The 19,300-nt window shown below is 63.0% G+C and carries 18 protein-coding genes; 10 read left to right on the top strand and 8 right to left on the bottom strand.

The genetic code is table 11. The features are described 5' to 3' along the window. Nucleotides 1-4: 4 nt before the first annotated feature. Nucleotides 5-715 carry an SDR family oxidoreductase gene (locus EPN33_04390; protein ID TAN24060.1) on the bottom strand — a complete coding sequence of 237 codons (711 nt, stop codon included), beginning with the start codon at nt 713-715 and terminating at the stop codon, nt 5-7. A gap of 25 nt (nt 716-740) precedes the next feature. On the opposite strand from EPN33_04390, the gene EPN33_04385 reads away from it, so the two are divergent. Next, a complete protein-coding gene (locus EPN33_04385) occupies nt 741-1,436 on the top strand; it encodes a CoA transferase subunit A (protein ID TAN24059.1) in 696 nt (231 codons plus the stop codon). A 2-nt stretch (nt 1,437-1,438) separates the two neighbouring features. After that, on the top strand, nt 1,439-2,095 hold the full coding sequence (locus tag EPN33_04380) for a 3-oxoacid CoA-transferase subunit B (GenBank protein ID TAN24058.1): 657 nt from the start codon (nt 1,439-1,441) through the stop codon (nt 2,093-2,095). Between the two features lie 3 nt (nt 2,096-2,098). On the opposite strand, the gene EPN33_04375 is transcribed toward EPN33_04380, so the two are convergent. Then, nucleotides 2,099-2,716: a hypothetical protein gene (locus EPN33_04375; GenBank protein ID TAN24057.1), complete on the bottom strand. Its 618-nt coding sequence runs from the start codon at nt 2,714-2,716 to the stop codon at nt 2,099-2,101. A gap of 25 nt (nt 2,717-2,741) precedes the next feature. Continuing rightward, nucleotides 2,742-4,022, bottom strand: a complete 1,281-nt coding sequence (locus EPN33_04370; protein TAN24056.1) for an amidohydrolase — start codon at nt 4,020-4,022, stop codon at nt 2,742-2,744. Nucleotides 4,023-4,119: 97 nt separating this feature from the next. Between EPN33_04370 and EPN33_04365 the strand changes: the two genes are divergently transcribed. Then, the gene (locus EPN33_04365; protein ID TAN24055.1) at nt 4,120-4,872 is read left to right on the top strand and encodes a DNA-3-methyladenine glycosylase 2 family protein; all 753 of its coding nucleotides are present in this window, start codon (nt 4,120-4,122) and stop codon (nt 4,870-4,872) included. On the opposite strand, the gene EPN33_04360 is transcribed toward EPN33_04365, so the two are convergent. From EPN33_04360 to EPN33_04340, 5 genes are read right to left on the bottom strand one after another with little or no spacing between them, the layout of a single operon-like run. Next, entirely contained in the window at nt 4,852-5,265 is a 414-nt protein-coding gene (locus EPN33_04360) for a type II toxin-antitoxin system VapC family toxin (GenBank protein TAN24054.1), read from the bottom strand. The two genes, EPN33_04365 and EPN33_04360, sit on opposite strands and share 21 nt — an antisense overlap. Then, complete coding sequence (locus EPN33_04355; GenBank protein TAN24053.1) at nt 5,240-5,524, bottom strand: ribbon-helix-helix protein, CopG family; 285 nt, start codon at nt 5,522-5,524, stop codon at nt 5,240-5,242. Before EPN33_04355 ends, EPN33_04360 begins: the two co-directional genes overlap by 26 nt. 42 nt (nt 5,525-5,566) lie before the next feature. Beyond that, nucleotides 5,567-8,533 carry a TonB-dependent receptor gene (locus EPN33_04350; GenBank protein ID TAN24052.1) on the bottom strand — a complete coding sequence of 989 codons (2,967 nt, stop codon included), beginning with the start codon at nt 8,531-8,533 and terminating at the stop codon, nt 5,567-5,569. A gap of 49 nt (nt 8,534-8,582) precedes the next feature. Then, the gene (locus EPN33_04345) at nt 8,583-9,629 is read right to left on the bottom strand and encodes a 2-oxoacid:ferredoxin oxidoreductase subunit beta (GenBank protein ID TAN24051.1); all 1,047 of its coding nucleotides are present in this window, start codon (nt 9,627-9,629) and stop codon (nt 8,583-8,585) included. Between the two features lie 33 nt (nt 9,630-9,662). Then, the gene (locus EPN33_04340) at nt 9,663-11,510 is read right to left on the bottom strand and encodes a 2-oxoacid:acceptor oxidoreductase subunit alpha (GenBank protein TAN24100.1); all 1,848 of its coding nucleotides are present in this window, start codon (nt 11,508-11,510) and stop codon (nt 9,663-9,665) included. 137 nt (nt 11,511-11,647) lie between these two features. Between EPN33_04340 and EPN33_04335 the strand changes: the two genes are divergently transcribed. The 7 genes from EPN33_04335 (at nt 11,648) to EPN33_04305 (ending at nt 19,276) form a co-directional block, all read left to right on the top strand. Beyond that, nucleotides 11,648-12,541 carry a beta-xylosidase gene (locus tag EPN33_04335; GenBank protein ID TAN24099.1) on the top strand — a complete coding sequence of 298 codons (894 nt, stop codon included), beginning with the start codon at nt 11,648-11,650 and terminating at the stop codon, nt 12,539-12,541. After that, nucleotides 12,538-13,713 carry an NAD-dependent epimerase/dehydratase family protein gene (locus tag EPN33_04330; GenBank protein TAN24050.1) on the top strand — a complete coding sequence of 392 codons (1,176 nt, stop codon included), beginning with the start codon at nt 12,538-12,540 and terminating at the stop codon, nt 13,711-13,713. The genes EPN33_04335 and EPN33_04330 overlap by 4 nt, the downstream gene beginning before the upstream one ends. Nucleotides 13,714-13,718: 5 nt before the next feature. Next, nucleotides 13,719-14,792 carry a glycosyltransferase gene (locus EPN33_04325; GenBank protein TAN24049.1) on the top strand — a complete coding sequence of 358 codons (1,074 nt, stop codon included), beginning with the start codon at nt 13,719-13,721 and terminating at the stop codon, nt 14,790-14,792. A gap of 3 nt (nt 14,793-14,795) precedes the next feature. Then, nucleotides 14,796-15,938 carry a glycosyltransferase gene (locus tag EPN33_04320; GenBank protein TAN24048.1) on the top strand — a complete coding sequence of 381 codons (1,143 nt, stop codon included), beginning with the start codon at nt 14,796-14,798 and terminating at the stop codon, nt 15,936-15,938. Nucleotides 15,939-15,955: 17 nt separating this feature from the next. Then, on the top strand, nt 15,956-17,083 hold the full coding sequence (locus EPN33_04315; GenBank protein ID TAN24098.1) for a hypothetical protein: 1,128 nt from the start codon (nt 15,956-15,958) through the stop codon (nt 17,081-17,083). Beyond that, on the top strand, nt 17,070-18,209 hold the full coding sequence (locus EPN33_04310; GenBank protein ID TAN24097.1) for a glycosyltransferase: 1,140 nt from the start codon (nt 17,070-17,072) through the stop codon (nt 18,207-18,209). Before EPN33_04315 ends, EPN33_04310 begins: the two co-directional genes overlap by 14 nt. A gap of 77 nt (nt 18,210-18,286) precedes the next feature. Then, complete coding sequence (locus EPN33_04305; GenBank protein ID TAN24047.1) at nt 18,287-19,276, top strand: hypothetical protein; 990 nt, start codon at nt 18,287-18,289, stop codon at nt 19,274-19,276. The last annotated feature ends 24 nt before the right edge of the window (nt 19,277-19,300 follow it).

Below are 19,300 nucleotides of genomic sequence, written 5' to 3'. Positions count from 1 at the left end.
TACGCTACAAATGCCAGCCACCGTCAAGCATAAGAGATTGACCGGTGATAAAGGCGTTGCCTGCGAGCAGGAAGAGGATGGTTTCGGCGGCTTCGGCAGGGGAGCCGAGGCGGCGCATGGGGGTACGGTCGATGATCGTCTGGCGGCGGGGGGCGAAGCTGGGGCCGCGGGCTGCGATTTCTTCGGTGGCAAACAGGCCGGGGAGGAAGCAGTTGACGCGGACGCGGGGGGCGAGGCGGCGGGCGAGATATTGCGTCAACGTGGGGATGGCGCCCTTGCTCAGGACGAATTCGGCGGAGCTGCCGTCGCCGCGCTCGGCACTACCGCTGCCGACGTTGACAATGGCTGCGAGCGAAGGCGATTGGGCGGCAGCCAGGGCGAGTTGCAGCGGGGCGCGGAGGTTGACCGCCAAGGTTCTATCGAAGCGGTCCAGGTCGAAGCCGGGGACGGCGTCCCAGTTCCCTGCCGGATGCTCGGGCACGAGCGGCGTGTAGGCGGCGTTGTTGACCAAGTAGTCGAGGCGGCCGAAGCGATCGAGGACGCGGGCAACGAGTGCGGTGGGCGCATCCGGTGCGGCCAAATCGGCGGCAAAGTCGCCGCCGGTGTGCTGATGGGCGGCGACCTGGGCGCCGGCTGCGATCAATGCGTCGGCGATAGCGCGGCCCAGGCCGCGGTGCGAGCCCGTGACGAGAGCGACTTTTCCGTGCAGATCCACTTATAGATTGTAGGATGGGAAGTGCATGAACAAGATTCAGAAGTCTGCGGCGGCGGCCGTGGCCGATATCCCCGATGGCTCCACGGTGATGATCGGCGGCTTCGGGCTGAGCGGAAATCCAGAAAATCTGATTGCGGCGCTGCACGCGCGGGGCGCGAAAAACCTCACGGTGATCAGCAACAATGCCGGCATTGATGCCGAAGGCATTGGCGTGTTGCTGGCGGCCGGCCAGATCAAGAAGATGATTGCCAGTTATGTCGGAGAGAACTCGATTTTTGAGGCCCAGGCGCAGAGCGGGCAATTAGAGACGGAGTTGATTCCACAGGGGACGCTGGCGGAACGTATTCGCGCGGGAGGCGCTGGGATTCCGGCGTTTTTCACGCCCGCAGGTGTGGCGACGATTGTGGCGGAGGGCAAGGAGACGCGCGAGTTTGACGGCCGGACGTATTTGATGGAGCGCTGGCTGAAAGCGGATTTTGCGCTGGTCAAGGCCTTTCGCGGGGACCGATGGGGGAACTTGACGTACCGGAAGACGGCGCGGAATTTCAATCCCATGATGGCAACGGCGGCGAAGGTGACGATTGCGGAAGTCGAGGACTTGGTCGAGCCGGGCGAACTGGATCCGGAATGCGTCGTGACGCCGGCGATTTACGTGCACCGGATTTTGCGGGGTGAACATTACAAGAAGCCAATTGAGCGCCGGACGGTACGAAAGGATTAGCCATGCCTGTAGATCCGGAAAAGCGCCTCCGCATTGCCGGTCGCATTGCACGCGAGCTGCGCGACGGCTACTTCGTGAACCTGGGCATTGGGCTGCCGACGCTGGTGGCGAATCTGGTGCCGCCAGGCATTGAGGTGGTCTTGCAGTCGGAGAACGGGATGCTGGGCGTGGGGCCGTATCCGAGGGCAGGCGAGGAAGATCCGGACCTGATCAACGCAGGCAAGGAGACGGTGACGGAGATTCCAGGCACGTCTTTTTTTTCGAGCGCCGATTCGTTTGCCATGATCCGCGGCGGACACATCGATATGGCGGTGATGGGGGCGATGGAGGTGGCCGAGAACGGCGACCTGGCGAATTGGGTGATTCCCGGCAAGATGCTGAAGGGCATGGGCGGCGGGATGGACTTAGTGGCTGCGGCGCAGCGACTGTATATCGCCATGGAGCACACCACGCGAGAGGGCAAACCCAAGATTGTGCACCGCTGCCGGCTACCCCTGACGGGCGCGGGCGTGGTGGATTACATCGTGACGGAAAAGGCGTTCATCCGGGTTGCGCCGGAGGGCCTGATCGTCGAAGAGCTGATGCCCGGCGAAACGCTAGCGAGCGTGCAATCAGCCACCGAGGCGAAACTTATTCAGGGGCCAGGGGTCAGAGGTTAGGAGTCAACTTCCCGGCTGCAGGATCTGGGCCAGGACTTGCGTTCCCTGGTCGAGGTGGAAGTTGCTGTGGGGGCTTTCGATTACGCCGCCGAGGTCGGTGCCGGAGCCATTAAAACTCTGCATGACGGCGAAGGCGAGGGGCTTGCCATCGCTCGACTGATCGGCAGAGTTGAGCGCGCCGCCGGTTCCGGCTTGCGCAACGGGCATACCGCTGCCGCCCATTTCGCTGGGAATCGTGAGCTGAGAGTAATTGGTGCTGCCGGCGGCGATGTGGACAATAGCGGCGCGGAGATGGCCAATAACGTTGCCTTTTTTGTCCGTGACCTCGTTAAAGAGGACGCCAATTTTTCCAGGCGAGCTGTGATCGGAATCATCGACTTCGGTAATCGTTCCGACCAGATAGCCATCTTTGGGAAGCAGGACGGTGTGACCTTGTTTGATCTCCTGCTTGATCTGCGCGCGGACGGGTTCCCCGACTTTGGATTTTTTGGTGCCGAGACGTGTCTTGAGTTGAATCCGGACTTTGGTTCCGGGTTTGATGGCGAGCGGCGCCTGTGCCCAAAGGGCTGTGGAGCAGGCAAAGGCAAGGCAGATCAGGAACGTCCAACGCAGGGAACGCATGCGAAATCCCTCCTAACAGCGGATGCTACTCCGGATGCGACGAGGGTGCAACCGCATCCTTGTAAACCGTACCGTCTTTCATCACAAATGACACCTTTCTAAGGAAGTCGGGGTTGGCAAGCGGATCGCCGGCGACGGCGATGATGTTGGCGCGGTAGCCCGGCGCGAGCGTGCCGATCTTGCTACCGAGGCTTAGGGATTCGGCGTTAAGCGAAGTAGCGGCATCCAGGGCGTCCATTGCGGGCTGACCCAGTTTGATGCGGGCGATGATTTCCTCTTCCTGATGGCCAAACGCGCCGGCGACCGCATCCGTGCCCATTACGACTTTCAGGCCGGGTGTGTGGACCGCCTCCTGAAACAGCTTGTCGTTGATGGCCATCGCCTGCTTCATCCGGGCGAAGCCGGAAGCGTCATAGTCGCCATTGCCGAAGAACTGCTTTTGGTGTTCTATGTAGTTCTGAATGACCAAGCCGATCTGCGGGTCGAAGTAAACGCCCTTTTGCGCCATGAACGTGAGGTCGGCCTGGGTGCCGTAGGTGCCGTGCTCAACTTCGGTGCAGCCGGCGGCAATGGCGTTGTGGACTGAGCCGCGGTAGGCGTGGACCAGAGTGCGCAATCCGACGCGCCGGGCTTCGCCGCAGAGGACCTGAAGCTGGTGCAGCGTGAGGATGGGGTTGGCACCGTCGCGGATGCTGTCAGAGGCGAAGATCTTGACCAAGTCGGCGCCCTCGTACTTGAGCATATCGACCTTGGCGCGCAGCGTGGTGTCGTCGCCGACGTAAGGTGAGCCGTAAATATCCTGATAGGAAGTCAGAATGCGCGGGCCGGGGATGATGCCTTGCTGGACGTATTGGCGGAGGACCAAGTCTTGGGGTTCGCCTACGCTTTGCACGGTGGTGAAACCAGCCATGAGCGTTACCCAGAGATTGTTGACCACACCGAGCGTGCGCTGCTGTTGGGACTCGCGCGGATCGTCAGCGTTGCCGTTGGAGCCGAAGTGGCGCGTGAGGTGCTCGTGGACGTCGATGAAACCGGGCAGGACGGTTTGGCCGCGCAGATCGTAGACCACCGCGCCGGGCGAGGTCACGTCAGGGCCGATGGCGGCGATGCGGCCGTCTTGCACGAGAATGCGGGTGTTGTGCAGCTCGTTGCCGCGGCCGGTAATCACCGCGCTGGCCTCTATGATGGCGGTGGGTGGCGCGGCAGCAGGCTGGCCCTGCGGCATGGCGACGGGGTGCTGGCGTCCCTGCGCCAGCGCGAAGGCAGTCATGGCCAAAGCTACAAGGGAGCAGCGGAGAACTCTCATGGCGCTCAGTATAAATTCGCTATTGCAATTTGCAACCAGCGGCGCCACATTCCCGTAAATATATGATGGGTAAGCTGGTGTACGGCACTTCAGACCTATGCCGCACTTGTGCGTTCGCGGCGCGATCCGGCAGAACTTGTGGGCGGATTCGTCGTCAAACGAAAGTGAACTTGACCAGCATAATGTAACATTACCAAGCGTGGACAAGCATGCTCCCTATCCGTTTGATCACCGTAAGGCCTTGCGGGCGCTGCGGGCGAGCGATGCGAAGATGGCGGCGCTGATTGCGGCGGTGGGACCGTTCCGGATGCCGCTGGAGCGCCATGAGCATCCGTACGAGTCGCTGTTTCATTCGATTCAGTACCAGCAGTTGCACGGCAAAGCGGCGGCGGCGATTCTGGCGCGAGTGAAGGAGCAGATTGGCGGCGGCGGATATCCGGCTCCGCGCGTGTTGTTGGCCGCGAGCGATGAGGCGCTACGCGGGGCGGGGTTGTCACGGCAGAAGATTGCGGCACTGCGGGATTTGGCGGATAAGACCATCGCCGGCACTGTGCCGGGCTGGGAGGCGATTCAGCGGCTTGGCGATGAAGAGGTTATCGAGCGGCTGACACAGGTGCGGGGCGTGGGCGTGTGGACGGTACACATGCTGTTGATTTTCCGTCTGGGACGGCCGGATGTGTGGCCGACGCTGGACTACGGCGTGCGGCACGGGTATCAGCTTGCCTATCGCAAGCGGCGCATGCCGACGCCAAAGGAACTGGAGAAGGTGGGCGAGAAGTGGCGGCCGTATCGCAGCGTGGCGGCGTGGTACTTCTGGCAGAGGGTGCATTTAGAGCGCGGGGGCAAATAGGCGGAGGCCCGGGATGTCGGCGAAATCGGCGCGATTGTAGGTCCACAGCGGCAGATCGTGAATCACCGCGCAAGCGGCAATGCCAAAATCCAGAGAGCGGGCGCGGCCGCGCGGCAGCGAGCGGTAATAATTCGCGCTTAGAGCTGCCTGAATGTGCTCAAAGGGAACGATGCGCGCTTCCGGCACGAGGGTGTGAAACGTCTCCAGTTCGACCTGAGTCCGTTCGCGCCGGAGCCACTCGTAGAGCACCAATGCGCTGATGGCAATCCGCTCGCCGCGATCGACGAGGGCAGCAAGCCGATGCCAGCCAGTTCGCGGCCCGGTGAGCGCGTCAATGAGCACGGAGCTGTCGAGGAAAAGCAAGCGATTACTCTGCCGGATGAAGGCGCCCAGGCAGGCGCCGAACCGCTCGAATTTCTTCCAATTCCTCGTCGACTTCGCGTTGCGAGCGGCTCGGCGGTTGCGCGGCTAACCGGCGCAAGGCCTTAAGCATAGTCCGGCGCTCGTGATCGCTCAGTTTGTCGGGAACACCCTGAAAGGCCTGCACTGCGTCACGAACGATCTGGCTCTTTGGTTTGCGAAGCCGCTGCGCCGTGACTTCCAGCTTGCGAATCGTCGCTTCGTCTAGCGTGAACGTAACCTTCACTGCCATACTACCAGACTGCCATACCAGGTGGCGGGTGGTCAAGGTGGGTTAGAAGCTCACGCGGGCGGAGAATTGGAACTCGCGCGGGGTGAGCTGGGAGCTGAGGCCGATGGAGTTGGTGCCCAGGCCGGGCAGGGGCGTGAGGCCGTTGCCGTAGACGCCGTTAAAGCTGACGAAGTTGCCGTGGTTGAAGAGGTTGAAGGCCTCGGCGCGCAGGCGGAGGGTAGCTTTGTCGCCAAGCTGGAAGGGACGTTCGAGGAACGGGTCGAACGAGTAGATGGGCGATCCCTGGCCGCTATTGCGGGCAATCATGACGCCGTTGACGACGGGGCGATTGGCTTCCTGGCGATTGCCGTCACCGCCATTGTCCGTGCCGGTAACGACGTTGAAGGGCGTGCCCGAGGCCAGCGTGGCGATGCCGCCGAGGGTGATCTGCAAAGGCGCGGCATACAGGCCGCTGAGGACGAGGCGATGACGCTGGTCGAAGATGGCGTTGCCCTTTTCGAGCCGGCCGGTGAGGAAGTTGTCGGCGGGCGCTTGCGAAGGGACGTCAGGATCAACGGTGTCGAGAGCGTGCGACCAGGTGTAACTGATCAGAACCTGGAGGTTGTGGCTGAAGCGATGATTGAGGTTGAGTTCGAGGGCGTCGTACCAGGCTTCGCCGTCGTTCACCAAGGCGTCGACGTTGGTGTACTTCGGGGCAATGCCGGCGGCAGCGTCGAAAATCCAGAGTGGGCGGCCGGCGTTGGCGGCGTTGGAGGCACAGGTGGAAAGAGCGCGCTCGCTGGTGGCGGACTGGCCGGTAGCGTCGCAAACGCCGTTGGTGACGCCGCGCCATTGGTTTTGCGCCGTGGGAATGAACGGCGCAACCGGTGAATTGAGATCACGCGTGCGGTCGGTGTGGACGGTGTGACTACCGATGTAGTCGGCGCTGAGGGTCCAGTCGCGCGGGAAGGCATGTTCGAGGCCGAAGCTCCACTGCTCGGCATAGGGCGTGCGGAGGCGGTTCGGATAGCCGTTCAGAGCCGATACCGGGAAGAACTGGTTGTAGTAGGCGGCGTTGTTGGGAGCGATGGTGAGGCTGCGCACGGGAACGTTGGCGCCCGAGGGGAAGCTTAGCCAAGGCGCGACGGAGGCGGGAAAGCCGGGCTGGCCGGGCCGGGCGGAAAAGTTAAACACCCCCTGCGGGCCGCCAAGGGTATAGTCGGCAGCGGCGTTGTCGTTGACTTGGGCGTAGTAGATGCCGTAGCCGCCGCGCACGACCGTGTTTTGCCAGGGCGTGTAGGCAAAGCCCAGGCGCGGGGCCCAGTTGTTGCGGGAGTTGGTGAAGGTCTGCAGCTCGTAGCGCAGGCCAAGGTCGAGCGTGAGATTAGAGCGGAGGTGGATATTGTCCTGGGCAAACACGCCAAAGAGGGTGTCGTTAACGGTATAGGTGTCGGAGCCAAAGCTTTGGGTGAAGCTGGTGACGTCGGCGAGATTGCCCAGATAGGCCGGGCTTTCGCAGAAGGCGACGCTGACGGTGCAAATGGCGTAATTGAAGGTGCCGAGGAAATTCGGGCCACCGAACTCTTTGCTGTTGCCACCGTTGTGGCTGAGGATAGTGTCTTCACCGAAGGTCACCTGATGCTTGCCCCAGGTGGCGGACAGCGTGTCGCCGATTTCGTATTGGTGATTGAGGAGAAGGGCGGACTGCGAAGTTCCGCTGCTAAAGGTGGTCTGGAAACCGTTCGCCGCGATAGGAACCGAAAAGCCGGTGCCGAAGACGACGGGAGCAAATTGAGTAATGGGCGAGGCCAACTGGAACTGCAAGCGCAAGGCGTTGACCATAGCGGAGCTGAGGACGTAGTTGTCGCCGGCGGCGAGGGCGTAGGTACGGCGGCGGAAGATACGCGCGGTGGAGGGTAGGGTGTTGCCGCCTACCGAACCGTTGGGATTGGTGTCGTACATGGAATCGATGTCGGCACGCAGGAAAGCGGTGTGGGCGTCGCTGAACTGGTGATCGAGACGGGCGAAGAGCAGACCGCCGCGATATTTGCCTTTGTAGACTCCTGGAGCGGCAGGCGAAATGACCGGCGAGTCGCGCTCACGCCAAGTGCCTTCGCCGGAGACAGCAAACTGGGTATGACCGTCAATCGGGCCGCTGAGGGACCAGTCCGCTTGATTGAACAGGTCATTGGTGGGATGGGCCGCGGCGCTGAGGGTGCTATAGCCGACAAGTTGGGCCGCGGTGCGGTTGGGGCGGAATGTGTACTGAAAATCGCCGTGCAGCTTTTGGCCGCCGGATTTGGTCACGATGTTAACCACGCCGCCCAGGGTGGCGCCGTACTGGGCGGAAAAAGCGTTTTCGAGGACGGTCATTTCCTGCACGGCATCGGCGGGCAGGGCGGTGAAGATGGTCTGGCGGCCCCAGCTATCGTTGCCATTGGCGCCATCAATCTGATACGACGTTTCGCGGCGGCCGGAACCGCCGGTGATGATGAGGGTCTGATTGGTGAAGATGTCGCCCTGATTGATGGCGGGCCGATTAGCGGAATTCAAAAGCGGAAGCGCGGTGATCTGGTTGCCGAGCAGGGGCGTGTTCTGAATGCGCTGAATGCTCAAGTGATCACCCAACTGCGGCTCGTCGGAGCGGACAGCACCAACCGTACCGGTGACGGTGACGGTAGTCGCGGCGGCGGTGACGCCCAAATCTAAATTGACCGTGGCGGTGGCACCGCCGATGAGGGTGATGTTGGAGACGGTGGCGGGTTGAAAGCCGGGGTGAGTGGCTACGATGGTGTAGGCACCGGCGATGGGCAGTCCGGAGAGTGTATAGGTGCCATCGGCTTGGCTGACGGTGGTCCGCAAAGCGCCGGTTTGGGCGTTGACGGCGGTGATTTTGGCGCCGGCGATGGCGGCGTGGGTGGGATCGAGGACGTGGCCGCGGACGGTCGCGGTATCAGAGGTTTGGGCAGACAGGGCTAGTGAGAGAAGCGCCACACACCCGAGGGAGATCCAGACGCACACCTTGACCATGCCCCCACATTAGAGGGGAGCAAGTTCTTACTACCAGAGGCGTACTGCGTTATGCCAAGCTCGCCATGACTTCGTCGAGGACGGAGCGGGGCGGGCGGACCTGATCGAGGGGCAGGAAGGCGAGGGGTTCGTCGACGAGATCGAGTTGCTGGACGAAGTTGGGCTTTTTGGTGTCGATGTAGAAAACGCCGGTGAGCACTTCCCCGCTGGTGTGAGCTTCGCCCAAGACCTTCAGAGCCTGCTGGGCATTGCTGGGGTCAAAGTCGTGGGCGAGCTTGCGCAGGCGGAGGTGGGAGCCATCGTGCATTTCTACGTCAGCGGTGGTGCCGGGATCGTAGTCGATGGCGATGTCCTCATAGTAGGGAACGAAGCTGACTTCCTGCAGCGCCTCCTCGTGGTCGAGGACGTACTTGTAGCTCTTGGTGGAGCCCTCGTGATCGTTAAAGGTCACGCAGGGAGAGATCACGTCGATCATGACGGTGCCATTGTGGGCGAGGGCGGCTTTGAGGATGGTCAGCAACTGCTTCTTGTCGCCGGAAAAAGAGCGGGCAACGAAGGTGGCGCCGCTGAGGATGGCTAGGCTGCAGGTATCGAGCGGGGGCATTTCGTTGACGACGCCGCTTTTTTGCACCGAGCCGATATCCGCGGTAGCGGAGAACTGTCCCTTGGTGAGGCCGTAGACGCCGTTGTCTTCGATGATGTAGACGAGACGGAGATTGCGGCGCATGAGGTGAATGAATTGGCCCAGGCCGATGGAGGCCGTGTCGCCGTCGCCACTGACCCCGAGGGCATGCATGCTGCGGTTGGCCAGGACGGCGCCAGTGGCGACGCTGGGCATGCGGCCGTGAACGGAGTTGAAGCCGAAGGAGCGGCCGACGAAATAGGCCGGGGTTTTGCTGGAGCAACCGATGCCGCTGAGCTTGAGGAAGTGAACCGGATCGACGCCCATCTCAAAACAGGCATCGACGATGCGTTCGCTGATAGCGTTATGGCCACAACCGGCGCAGAGGGTAGTTTTGGAGCCGCGATAGTCAGCTTGCGGGAGACCGAGGCGGTTGAGCTTGGGAGCGGCGGGCGGGGTGGTGGTGGTGGCCATTGCAGTGTTTCAGTACATCTGTATTTCAGTATTTCAGTTTGTCTGGTGCTCCTGGGAGCGGAGGGCATCGGTCAGGCTGCGAGCGTCGACGGGGAGGCCGTTGTAATGGCGGATGGAATGGAGACGGGCGCCGAGCTCGGCGCCAAGGTCGGTCAGGAGCAGATCATGCATCTGGCCGTCACGGTTCTGATCGATGACGTAGACGCGGGCGTGGCGGCGGACAAAGCCGGCGATGGCGCCGGCAAAAGGATAAGCGCGCAGACGGAGGTAGGAAGGCTCGATGCCGTACTCGGCGCGTAACTGGTCGAGGGATTCCATGACCGCGGGGTGGGAGCTGCCGTAGGCGATGATACCGATTTCACCTTTGCCTTCGTGCTCGAGGACGGGCTGGGGGACGATTTCGCGGGCGCCTTCCCACTTGCGGCGGAGGCGGTCGACATTGTGCGTGTAATCGTCGGGCTTTTCGCTATACAGACCGCGCTCGTTGTGGCCGCTGCCACGGGCAAAATAAGATGCCATGGCGTGCTCGTTGCCGGGAATGGTGCGGTAGCTGATGCCGTCGCCGTCGACGTCGCGATAGCGGCCCCAGTCCCCCTGGAGGCGCTGCAGGTCGTCAGCGCTGAGAATTTTGCCGCGATCCCAAGGCTTTTCGGGATAGCGGAAGGGATCGGCCATCCAGTGATTCATGGCGAGATCGAGATCGGACAGGACGAAGACGGGGGTCTGGAAGCGTTCGGCCAGATCAAAGGCGGCGAGGCCGAGCTCGTAGCATTCCTCGACGGTGCCGGGGAGGAGGACGATGTGGCGGGTGTCACCGTGACTAAGCCAGGCGGCGAAGGCCACGTCGCCCTGTGCGGTGCGGGTGGGCAGGCCGGTGGAGGGGCCAACGCGCTGCACGTCGAAGATGACGGCGGGGATTTCAGCGTAGTAGCCGAGGCCGACGAACTCACTCATCAGGCTAATGCCGGGGCCGGAGGTTGAGGTCATGGCACGAGCGCCCATCCAACTGGCGCCCAGGACCATGCCGCAGGCGGAGAGTTCATCTTCGGCCTGGACGGCGGCAAAGGTGGCTTTGCCGTCGGCGGTGCGGCGGTACTTTTTGAGATAGTCGATCAGGAACTCGCACAGGGAGCTGGAGGGGGTGATGGGGTACCAGGCGAGGACGGTAACGCCGGCAAACATGCAGCCTAAAGCGGCAGCGGCATTGCCTTCGATGACGATTTTGCCTTGGGTGGCCTGCATGCGCCGGAGCTGGCAGCGGTCGGGCTGGGGATAATGCTCGCGGGCGTAGTCGTAGCCGGCCTGGATGGCGCCCCAGTTGAGGTCGGCGGCCTTTTTCTTTTTGGCGAACTGGCGCTGCAGGGCGCGTTCGACTTCCGGCATTTCCATACCGACCAGATGAGCAACGGCGCCGACGTAAATCATGTTGCGGACGAGCTTGCGGAGCTTGGCCTGAGGACAGACAGGGGTGACAAGCTTATCGAAGGGGAGTGAGTAATAAGTGAGATCGGCGCGGAGTTTGGCGAGGGCCAGGGGCTCATCGTAGAGGACGCTGGCGCCGGGCTCCAGGGCGAGAACATCTTCGCGGGCGGTCTCCGCATTGAGGGCAACCAGGAAGTCAATTTCCTTCTTGCGGGCGACGTAGCCGTGCTTGCTGGCACGGATGGTATACCAAGTGGGCAGGCCGGCGATGTTGGAGGGGAAAAGGTTCTTACCCGAAATGGGGATGCCCATCTGGAACAAGGTGCGCAAAAGCACCAGGTTGGACGATTGGCTGCCGCTGCCGTTGACGGTGGCGACCTGCAGACTAAAGTCGTTGAGCAAGGTTGCCGTGCTGACCGAGGAAGCAGCGGAGGTGAGCAGAGTGCCGGAACTAGACATGCCCATAGAGCCCCAAACCAGTATACGACCGCTGCACAGCGACCGCTGAGCGAAGTGGTCCAGCAAACCCCAGCGAGAGTCCAGCCCATCCATCCAACCACATTGCAGCCACGGAGTGAAACTTGCTGGATGCATTAATGCTCTGGAATGAGCCGAACAACCTTTCCCACTGGAATTTCAAGCTGGATCCGGAGTGGCGATGCTTTGCAACCATGGTGTTGGGGGCGGTGGCCGCGGTGCGGCGGGTGCGTCCGGAACTGACGCTGGCGCTGGGGGGCATTTCACCCATCGACCCGGTTTTCTTGAAGCTGCTGGCCAGCCGGGGCGTGTTGGAGGCGGTCGATCGGGTGTCGGTGCACGGATTTCCGCTGGACTGGAACCACTGGCCGATTCACGACTGGCCGCGCAAGATTGCCGAGGTGGAGCAGGTGAGCGGGCGGCCGGTGTGGGTGAGCGAAGCGGGGGCTTCGTCGTTCGGAGCGGAAGAGGTGCAGGTCTTTGGGCTGAGAACGACGGCGAAGCTGCTGCAGGGGAGGGTGGAGCGGCTGCACTGGTACAGCCTTTTGGACCTACCGCCCACCTGGGAGGCAACGACCCGACACCGGGAGAGTGAAGGCTCAGCGTATTACCGGCATTACTACATGGGACTAGTACGGGCGGATGGGACCCCCAAGCCGGCGCTGGAGGAGTTCCCGCCGGGCATGGGAGTGTGCCAATGGTTTCACTTTGAAGATCCGCGTCTGGAAGCGGCGGTGGAGTGGTTGCGGCGGCTCGGCGTGCGGCAGGTGCGCACAGGACTGAGTTGGGCGGACTGGTACCGGCCGCATGCGCAACGCTGGTTTGACCGGCAGATGGAGGCGCTAGCGGAGTTCGAGGTGACGCTGACGTTGTGCTACACGCCGTCGCATCTGGGCATTGAACCGCATTACGCTTCGCCGCCACAGCCAGCTGCTGTGGCGGAATTTGGGCGCTTTGCGGCCTGGGCGGCGCAGCGCTATGGCAGCGCACACATGGCGCAGGAGGCGGCATGAAGAGTAATGGTCATGCCGGCGGGGTACTGATCACGGGAGGCGCGGGATTTCTGGGCTCCCATCTCGCGCGGCGGTTGCTGGCGGCGGGCTACCGGGTACGATTATTGGACTGTCTGGACCCGCAGGTGCACCCGGAGGGTGTGGCCTCCTATTTGCCCGCCGCGGCCGAATTGCAGGTCGGGGATGTCTGCGACCGGGCGGCGGTGGAACGGGCGCTGGAGGGCATCAGTCATGTCGTGCACTTCGCTGCGATAGTGGGGGTGGGGCAGTCGATGTACCAGATTGCCCGCTACAACCGCACGAATCTGCAGGGCACGGCGGTCTTGCTGGAAAGCCTGTTGGCGCGGCAGCGGCGGCCAGGGAGCGGCTTGGCGCGGCTGCTGCTGGCGGGCTCGATGTCGATCTATGGCGAGGGCCGGTATCGCTGTAGCACGTGCGGGCAAGAGCAAACGGTGGGAGCGCGAGCGATCGAGCAACTACGGCGGCAGGAATGGGATAACCGCTGCCCGCGGTGCGGAACAGTGCTGGCGCCGGAGCCGACCGATGAGGCCAAAGCGCCGCAGTTGGGGTCGATGTATGCGCTGACCAAGCGGGTGCAAGAGCAGATGTGCTTGCTGTTCGGGCGGACCTACCAGCTTCCGACGGTGGTGCTGCGGTTTTTCAATGCCTACGGTCCGCATCAGGCGTTGGCGAACCCTTACACCGGAGTGGCGGCGGTATTTGCCGCGGAGCTGTTGGCGGGCCGGCGACCGCAGGTCTTCGAGGACGGCAAACAGTTGCGGGATTTCGTCAGTGTGCATGACGTCACGGCAGCGTGCCAGTTGGCGCTGGAGGGTGAACCAGGGACGGGGCAGATTTTCAATGTGGCCAGCGGCCAGACGGTGACGGTGGCGGAGCTGGCGGGGCGACTGGCGCGGGCCTTGGAACGCGAACTGGAGCCGCAGATCACGCGGCAGTTCCGGCTGGGAGACGCGCGCCACTGTATTGCCGACATTGCGGCGGCACGCACGCAACTGGGGTATCGGCCGCAGGTATCGCTGGAGCAGGGCCTGGTGGAGCTGGCAGCGTGGCTGCGGCAGCAAGTGAAGGGGAAGCGGCAGCCGGGAGCGGTAGCGGCACTGACGCAGGAAGGCGCGACCGCGGAGCTGCGGGCCTTTGGACTGACCGACTGAAGCACATGCGGATTCTGATGACCGCCGACGCCACCGGGGGCGTGGGCGTATTTGCGGGCGAACTGGCGGAGGGACTGAGGGCGCGCGGCCATGAGGTGCGGGTGGTGGTGTTTTCGCCGCGGCGTCCGCGGTTGCAGCTAGACGGCGCGGCAATATGGGCACCGTTCCGGCTGGAATGGATGGACGAGAATGGCGCAGCCGAAATACCGGCCGCGGAGGCGGAGGCAGGGCGGGCGTTTCTGAGCCACATGGGCCGTACCTGGCGGCCGGAGATCCTGCACAGCAACCATTTTGCGTACTGCGGAGCCTTGGCGGGCGTGCCGACGGTGCTGACGGTCCACAGTGACGTGATTTCGTGGTGGCATCGGGTGCGTGGCGTGGCGCCTCTGGATAATGGCTATCAGCGCTGGTATGCCCAACTCGCGCGGGAGGCGCTGGAGTGTGCCGCGGTAGTGGTGACGCCGTCGGAAGTGGCTAAGAACGACGTGCGGGCGCGTTGGCCGAAATCAGGAGAGATTGAGGTGATTCCGAATGGGCGGACGATGGAAGGCATTCCGAGCGTGCCAAAGCAGCCGGTGGCGCTGGCGGTGGGGCGGCTGTGGGATGCGGGCAAAGGGATCGCGCTGCTGGGCGGCCTCGATGGCAGCGGATTGGAACTGCTGGTGGCCGGAGAACGGCGGCATCCGCTGGAGGGCTGGGAGGCTGCGGTCCCGGCAGGCACGCGCTGGCTGGGTAGTCTGCCGGCGGAAGAATTGCAGCAGTGCCTGGCGCAGGCGCGCGTTTATATCGGCACGAGCGTGTATGAACCATTTGGGTTAGCGGTGCTGGAAGCGGCACTGTGCGGCTGTGCGCTGCTGTTGAGGGATATTGCGTCATGGCGGGAGCTATGGGGGCCGGCGGCCGTGTTCTATGCGAACTCGCGGCAGCTCGAGCAACTATTGCAGCGGGCGGCGAGGGAACCGGGCTGGGCAGAGAGTCTCGGGCAGGCGGCACGACTGCGGGCACGGCAGTGCTACTCGGCGGTGCGCATGGCCGAGGCGTACGCAGATGTTTACCAGCAAGCCAAAGGCGGTGGCTGAGGCATGCGGATCCGCTACTTTGCACACTCGTGGCTGTCGGACTGGAACCATGGCAATGCCCATTTTCTGCGCGGGCTGGCGAGCGCGCTGGTGGGGCGAGGGCATGAGGTGAGGTTGTATGAACCGATGCCAGGGCCACGTGGCGGCTGGTCCTTAGCCCATCTACTGGAGGAGCCGAAGGGGGCGCAAGCGGTGCAACAGATGCGGGAGACGTTTCCCGACCTAGATGTAAGGCTCTTTGGGCCGGGTGGTAGCGGCACGCCGTTGAGCCGCCGCTACGGGCTGCCGTGGGTACAGGACTGGCGAGAGGAGCTTCGCGAGGCGGAGGTCGTGATCGTTCACGAGTGGAACGAACCGGAATTGTTCACCTGGTTGCTGGGCGAGCGGCGGCGGTACGGGTTTCGTACCCTGCTGCACGATACGCACCACCGGGCCTGGAGCGAGCCGGCGCTACTCGACCGGCTGCCGCTGCGGGAACTGGACGGAGTAATTGCGTTTGGGGAAAGTGTGCGGCAGCTCTATGAGAAGGACGGGCGGGCGCGGCGCAGCTACACGCTGCAGGAAGGGGCGGACGTCGTTCACTTTCGGACGCGTGGAGGGACGGAAGCAGTGGACGACGTGGTCTGGCTCGGCAACTGGGGAGATGAGGAGCGGACGCGTGAGCTGGAGGAGTTTCTGTTCCAGCCAGTGAGAGAGGCGCAGGCCAAGACGAAAATATACGGGGTACGGTATCCGGTAGAGGCGCGCGCGCGGCTGCAGCAGACGGGAATCAGCTACGGTGGGTATCTGGCCAATCTGGACGCGCCGGCCGCGTATGCGCGAGCGCGGGTGACGATGCACATTCCCCGCGGTCCGTATGCGGGTGCGCTGCCGGGAATCCCGACGATTCGCGTCTTTGAGGCGCTGGCGAGCGGGATGGCGCTGCTCTCGGCGCCCTGGACCGATTCGGAAACATTATTTACAGCCGGTAAGGATTACTGGCCAGTGCGGAACAGAGTGGAAGCGGCGGCCTTGCTAGTGCAACTTCTCTCCCGGCCCAAGCAACGAAAGGAGTTGGGGCGTCAGGGCGCCGCGACGGTTGCCGCGCGCCATACATGCGGGCATCGCGCCCAGGAACTGGAGGCTATCTGTCACGATCTGGGCTGATGGGCGGTAGCAGCGGGTTGCGGTTATATGTGTTTGGATCGAGCCTGACGTCGGCCTACTGGAACGGCGCGGCAACCTACTATCGAGGCATCTACAAATATCTGCACGCGCTGGGATACGAGATCACCTTTGCCGAGCCGGACATCTATGAGCGGCAGCAGCATCGAGATTTGGCCGAGGATCCGCCCTATGCCCACTGTCCGGTGTATCAGAACCGGCGGGAGCTGGATGCGTGTTTGCGTGCGGCGGGGGAAGCGGATCTGATCATCAAGCACAGCGGGATTGGCGCGGACGACGATTATCTGGAAACGGCGGTGTTGGAGGCGGCGGCAGCGGCGCCGGCTGGGGCCCGGCCGCGGGTGGCGTATTGGGACGTGGATGCGCCCGCGACGCTGGCGGCGCTGGAAAAAGGAACAGCGGAAGGAGCACGAGCGCTGCGGCAGCTTTTGCCAGAGTACGATTTCATCTTCACCTATGGGGGTGGACCGCCAGTGGTGAGGCGCTACTGCGCGCTGGGGGCGCGCGGTTGTTTTCCAATCTACAACGGCCTCGATCCGGAGACACACTACCCAGTGCACGCGCGCGAAGAATGGGCGGCGGATGTGAGCTTTCTGGGGCACCGGCTGCCGGATCGGGAAGCGCGGGTACGATACTTCTTTTTTGGCGCGGCCGAGCAGAACGCACGCCAACAGTTTCTGCTGGCAGGAGAAGGCTGGAAGGTAGAGCCGGGGGTGGTTCCCAGGAATGTGAGCGTCTGCGGTTTTGTTCCCTCGAGCGAGCACAACGCGCTCAATGCTTCGGCGCGCTTCGTGCTCAATCTCAACCGGGAGTCGATGGCGGAGACGGGATTTTCGCCGCCCACGCGCATCTTCGAGGCGGCGGGAGCCGGAGCGGCGATCATCAGCGACACCTGGCCGGGGATCTCGCTGTTTTTTCAACCCGGAAGCGAAATCCTGCTGGCGTCTGGCCCCGAGGATATAAGTGAGCATTTGCGGCAGATCTCGCCGGGGGAAGCGGCGCGGATCGGACGGCAGGCGCGGGAGCGGGCGCTGGCGGAGCACACCTACCGGCGGCGAGCGCTGCGCGTCCACAAGGTGTTGCACGGGGCGGGGACGCGTCCACAGCCGGCGGCTGCGGAGGCGTAGCGTGCGGCTGGTATTCTTTGGCCTGTCGCTGACCTCGTCGTGGGGCAACGGACACGCCACCACCTATCGCGGACTGCTGGGCGGTTTACGGCGGCGCGGTCACGAGCTGACGTTCTTCGAAAAAGACTTCGAATGGTATGCGCAGCATCGCGACCTGCCGCAGCCGCCGCAGGCGAGATTGCAGCTTTACCAGCACTGGACCGAGGTGCGACCGGTGGCCCTACGGGCCGCGCGCGCAGCGGATGCGGTGATTGTGGGTAGCTACTTTCCGGACGCGATTCCCCTGCTGGATGAGCTGCTCGCCCACCAGACGACGCTGACCTGCTTCTACGACATTGACACACCGGTAACGCTCGAAGGACTACGGGCGGGCAGTTGCCGTTACCTGCGCGCGGACCAGATCGCGGCGCTGGATCTCTACCTGAGTTTTACGGGGGGGCCGGTGCTGGAGGAGCTCCAGCGGCTTTGGCATGCGCGGTGCGTGCGGCCCCTGTATTGCGCGTGTGACGAAAGAGAGTACCGCAAGGCGCAACGGCCGCTGCATCCTGTAGCAACTCTCAGCTTTCTGGGAACGTATGCCGCGGACCGACAGGCGAAGTTCGAACGGCTGCTGCTGGGACCGGCGCGGTGCAGTCCGGGACAGAAGTTCCGCGTAGCCGGATCCATGTATCCAGAAGCGGAGCTTTGGCCGGCGAACGTCCAATACCAAAGCCACCTGGCGCCGGGGCGCCATACGGAGTTTTATGGCACGTCGCGCTTCACACTGAATCTGACCCGGCAAGCGATGGTGGAAGCGGGCTATTCGCCTTCGGTGCGGCTATTCGAAGCGGCGGCGGCGGCGACGCCGATCATTTCGGATCCCTGGCCCGGGCTGGCTGAATTTTTTGAACCCGGGCGGGAAATCCTCATCGCCAGGAGCACCCCCGAGATGCTAGCGATTCTGGACCAAGTAACGGCCCCAGAAGCAGCAGCCATGGGCCGCGCAGCACAAGAGCATGTGCTTACCACTCACACCTGCGGACAACGCGCGCAAGAGCTGGAAACATACCTGGCGGAAGCGGCAGCGCACACCCTCCCGGTGTTCAGCCCGGAGCAGTTCAGGCGTTGTACGCCGAAGAATCCCTGACGCCAGCTCTGCGAGCGGCATCTGGAAAACCATAGACCCTGCTATGGGAATTCCCAGATTTCATAACGGTGCGCAGTATGTGGTTTCGATCTGCTTTGGTGGTGACACTTTCGCTCACGTGCGTGCTGTCCGCGTTTGGACGCCAGGATAATGGCCCGCGGACAACCTCTCAGGTGCAAGGCACCGTTGTTGACGCTTTTGGCCGACCCATTCCAGCAGCGCTGGTTCAAATCGGCTCGCTGAATGGGGGCGCCATGCAGTCGGCGGTGACGGATGGAATGGGAATGTTTAGCGTCGAGATCAACGGCCAGGAGCCGTACCGGGCAACCGTGGTCACCGCGCAGGGCACGGAGGAGTTCATGCTGGCCGGCCCGCTACAACAGGACATGGTACTGCGGATGCGTGAAGGGGCAGCGCCGCGCGTGGGCCGCGCGGTGCAACCGACGGTATCGATGAATGATCTGGAGGCGCCATCCAAGGCCAAATCGAAGCTAGTAGGCGCGACCAAAGCCGCCGATAAATCCGATTTTTCGAAAGCCTGGAAGCTAGTAAACGAAGCGATCCGAATTGCGCCAAGCTGGGGGCGGGCGTATTTGCTGCGTGGAGTACTGAGCTTCACGAACCATAACTACGTCTCGGCGCAATCGGATTTTGCTACGGCTGTCGCTCACGATCCCAACAACGGCCTGGCATTGACGGAAATGGGAAAGTTATACACGACTACGAATCAATACCGACTGGCGCGTACCTACCTGCAGCGAGCGCTGCACCTGCCGCCGGTACAATGGCCTGCGTATCTGGAAATGGCACGGCTGGACGTGCTGGAGCATCGATTTGGCGAAGCGCACGAACTGGCGACGCGAGCGATGGCGTGCCAGCCGGCCCCACCGGCAGGGGTTCACTATATTGATGGCATTGCGGACTATTTTTTGCACAAGTACCGGCCGGCGGTGGCGCAATTCAAGCTCTTCTTAAAGCAGGCGCCCCAGACGGCGGATTTCGCAGCCTCTCGCGCGAGCGCAGAGCACGATCTGAAGCTGCTGGCCCGCCTGACGCCACAGCCCTAGCCGCCATAGTGGACGTACACTGAA

The sequence above is a fragment of the Acidobacteriota bacterium genome, assembly GCA_004299485.1.
Taxonomy (GTDB): Bacteria; Acidobacteriota; Terriglobia; order Terriglobales; family SCQP01; genus SCQP01.
The sequence above is the reverse complement of the archived record's forward strand: the minus strand, read 5'-3'. Positions and strand labels throughout refer to the sequence as shown.

Bases quoted from the DNA above. Each gene is read 5' to 3' on its own strand.
- EPN33_04385 (TAN24059.1), top strand. From the start codon at position 741: ATGAACAAGATTCAGAAGTCTGCGGCGGCGGCCGTGGCCGATATCCCC.
- EPN33_04380 (TAN24058.1), top strand. From the start codon at position 1,439: ATGCCTGTAGATCCGGAAAAGCGCCTCCGCATTGCCGGTCGCATTGCA.
- EPN33_04375 (TAN24057.1), bottom strand. From the start codon at position 2,716: ATGCGTTCCCTGCGTTGGACGTTCCTGATCTGCCTTGCCTTTGCCTGC.
- EPN33_04370 (TAN24056.1), bottom strand. From the start codon at position 4,022: ATGAGAGTTCTCCGCTGCTCCCTTGTAGCTTTGGCCATGACTGCCTTC.
- EPN33_04365 (TAN24055.1), top strand. From the start codon at position 4,120: ATGCCGCACTTGTGCGTTCGCGGCGCGATCCGGCAGAACTTGTGGGCG.
- EPN33_04355 (TAN24053.1), bottom strand. From the start codon at position 5,524: ATGGCAGTGAAGGTTACGTTCACGCTAGACGAAGCGACGATTCGCAAG.
- EPN33_04350 (TAN24052.1), bottom strand. From the start codon at position 8,533: ATGGTCAAGGTGTGCGTCTGGATCTCCCTCGGGTGTGTGGCGCTTCTC.
- EPN33_04345 (TAN24051.1), bottom strand. From the start codon at position 9,629: ATGGCCACCACCACCACCCCGCCCGCCGCTCCCAAGCTCAACCGCCTC.
- EPN33_04340 (TAN24100.1), bottom strand. From the start codon at position 11,510: ATGTCTAGTTCCGGCACTCTGCTCACCTCCGCTGCTTCCTCGGTCAGC.
- EPN33_04335 (TAN24099.1), top strand. From the start codon at position 11,648: ATGCTCTGGAATGAGCCGAACAACCTTTCCCACTGGAATTTCAAGCTG.
- EPN33_04330 (TAN24050.1), top strand. From the start codon at position 12,538: ATGAAGAGTAATGGTCATGCCGGCGGGGTACTGATCACGGGAGGCGCG.
- EPN33_04325 (TAN24049.1), top strand. From the start codon at position 13,719: ATGCGGATTCTGATGACCGCCGACGCCACCGGGGGCGTGGGCGTATTT.
- EPN33_04320 (TAN24048.1), top strand. From the start codon at position 14,796: ATGCGGATCCGCTACTTTGCACACTCGTGGCTGTCGGACTGGAACCAT.
- EPN33_04305 (TAN24047.1), top strand. From the start codon at position 18,287: ATGTGGTTTCGATCTGCTTTGGTGGTGACACTTTCGCTCACGTGCGTG.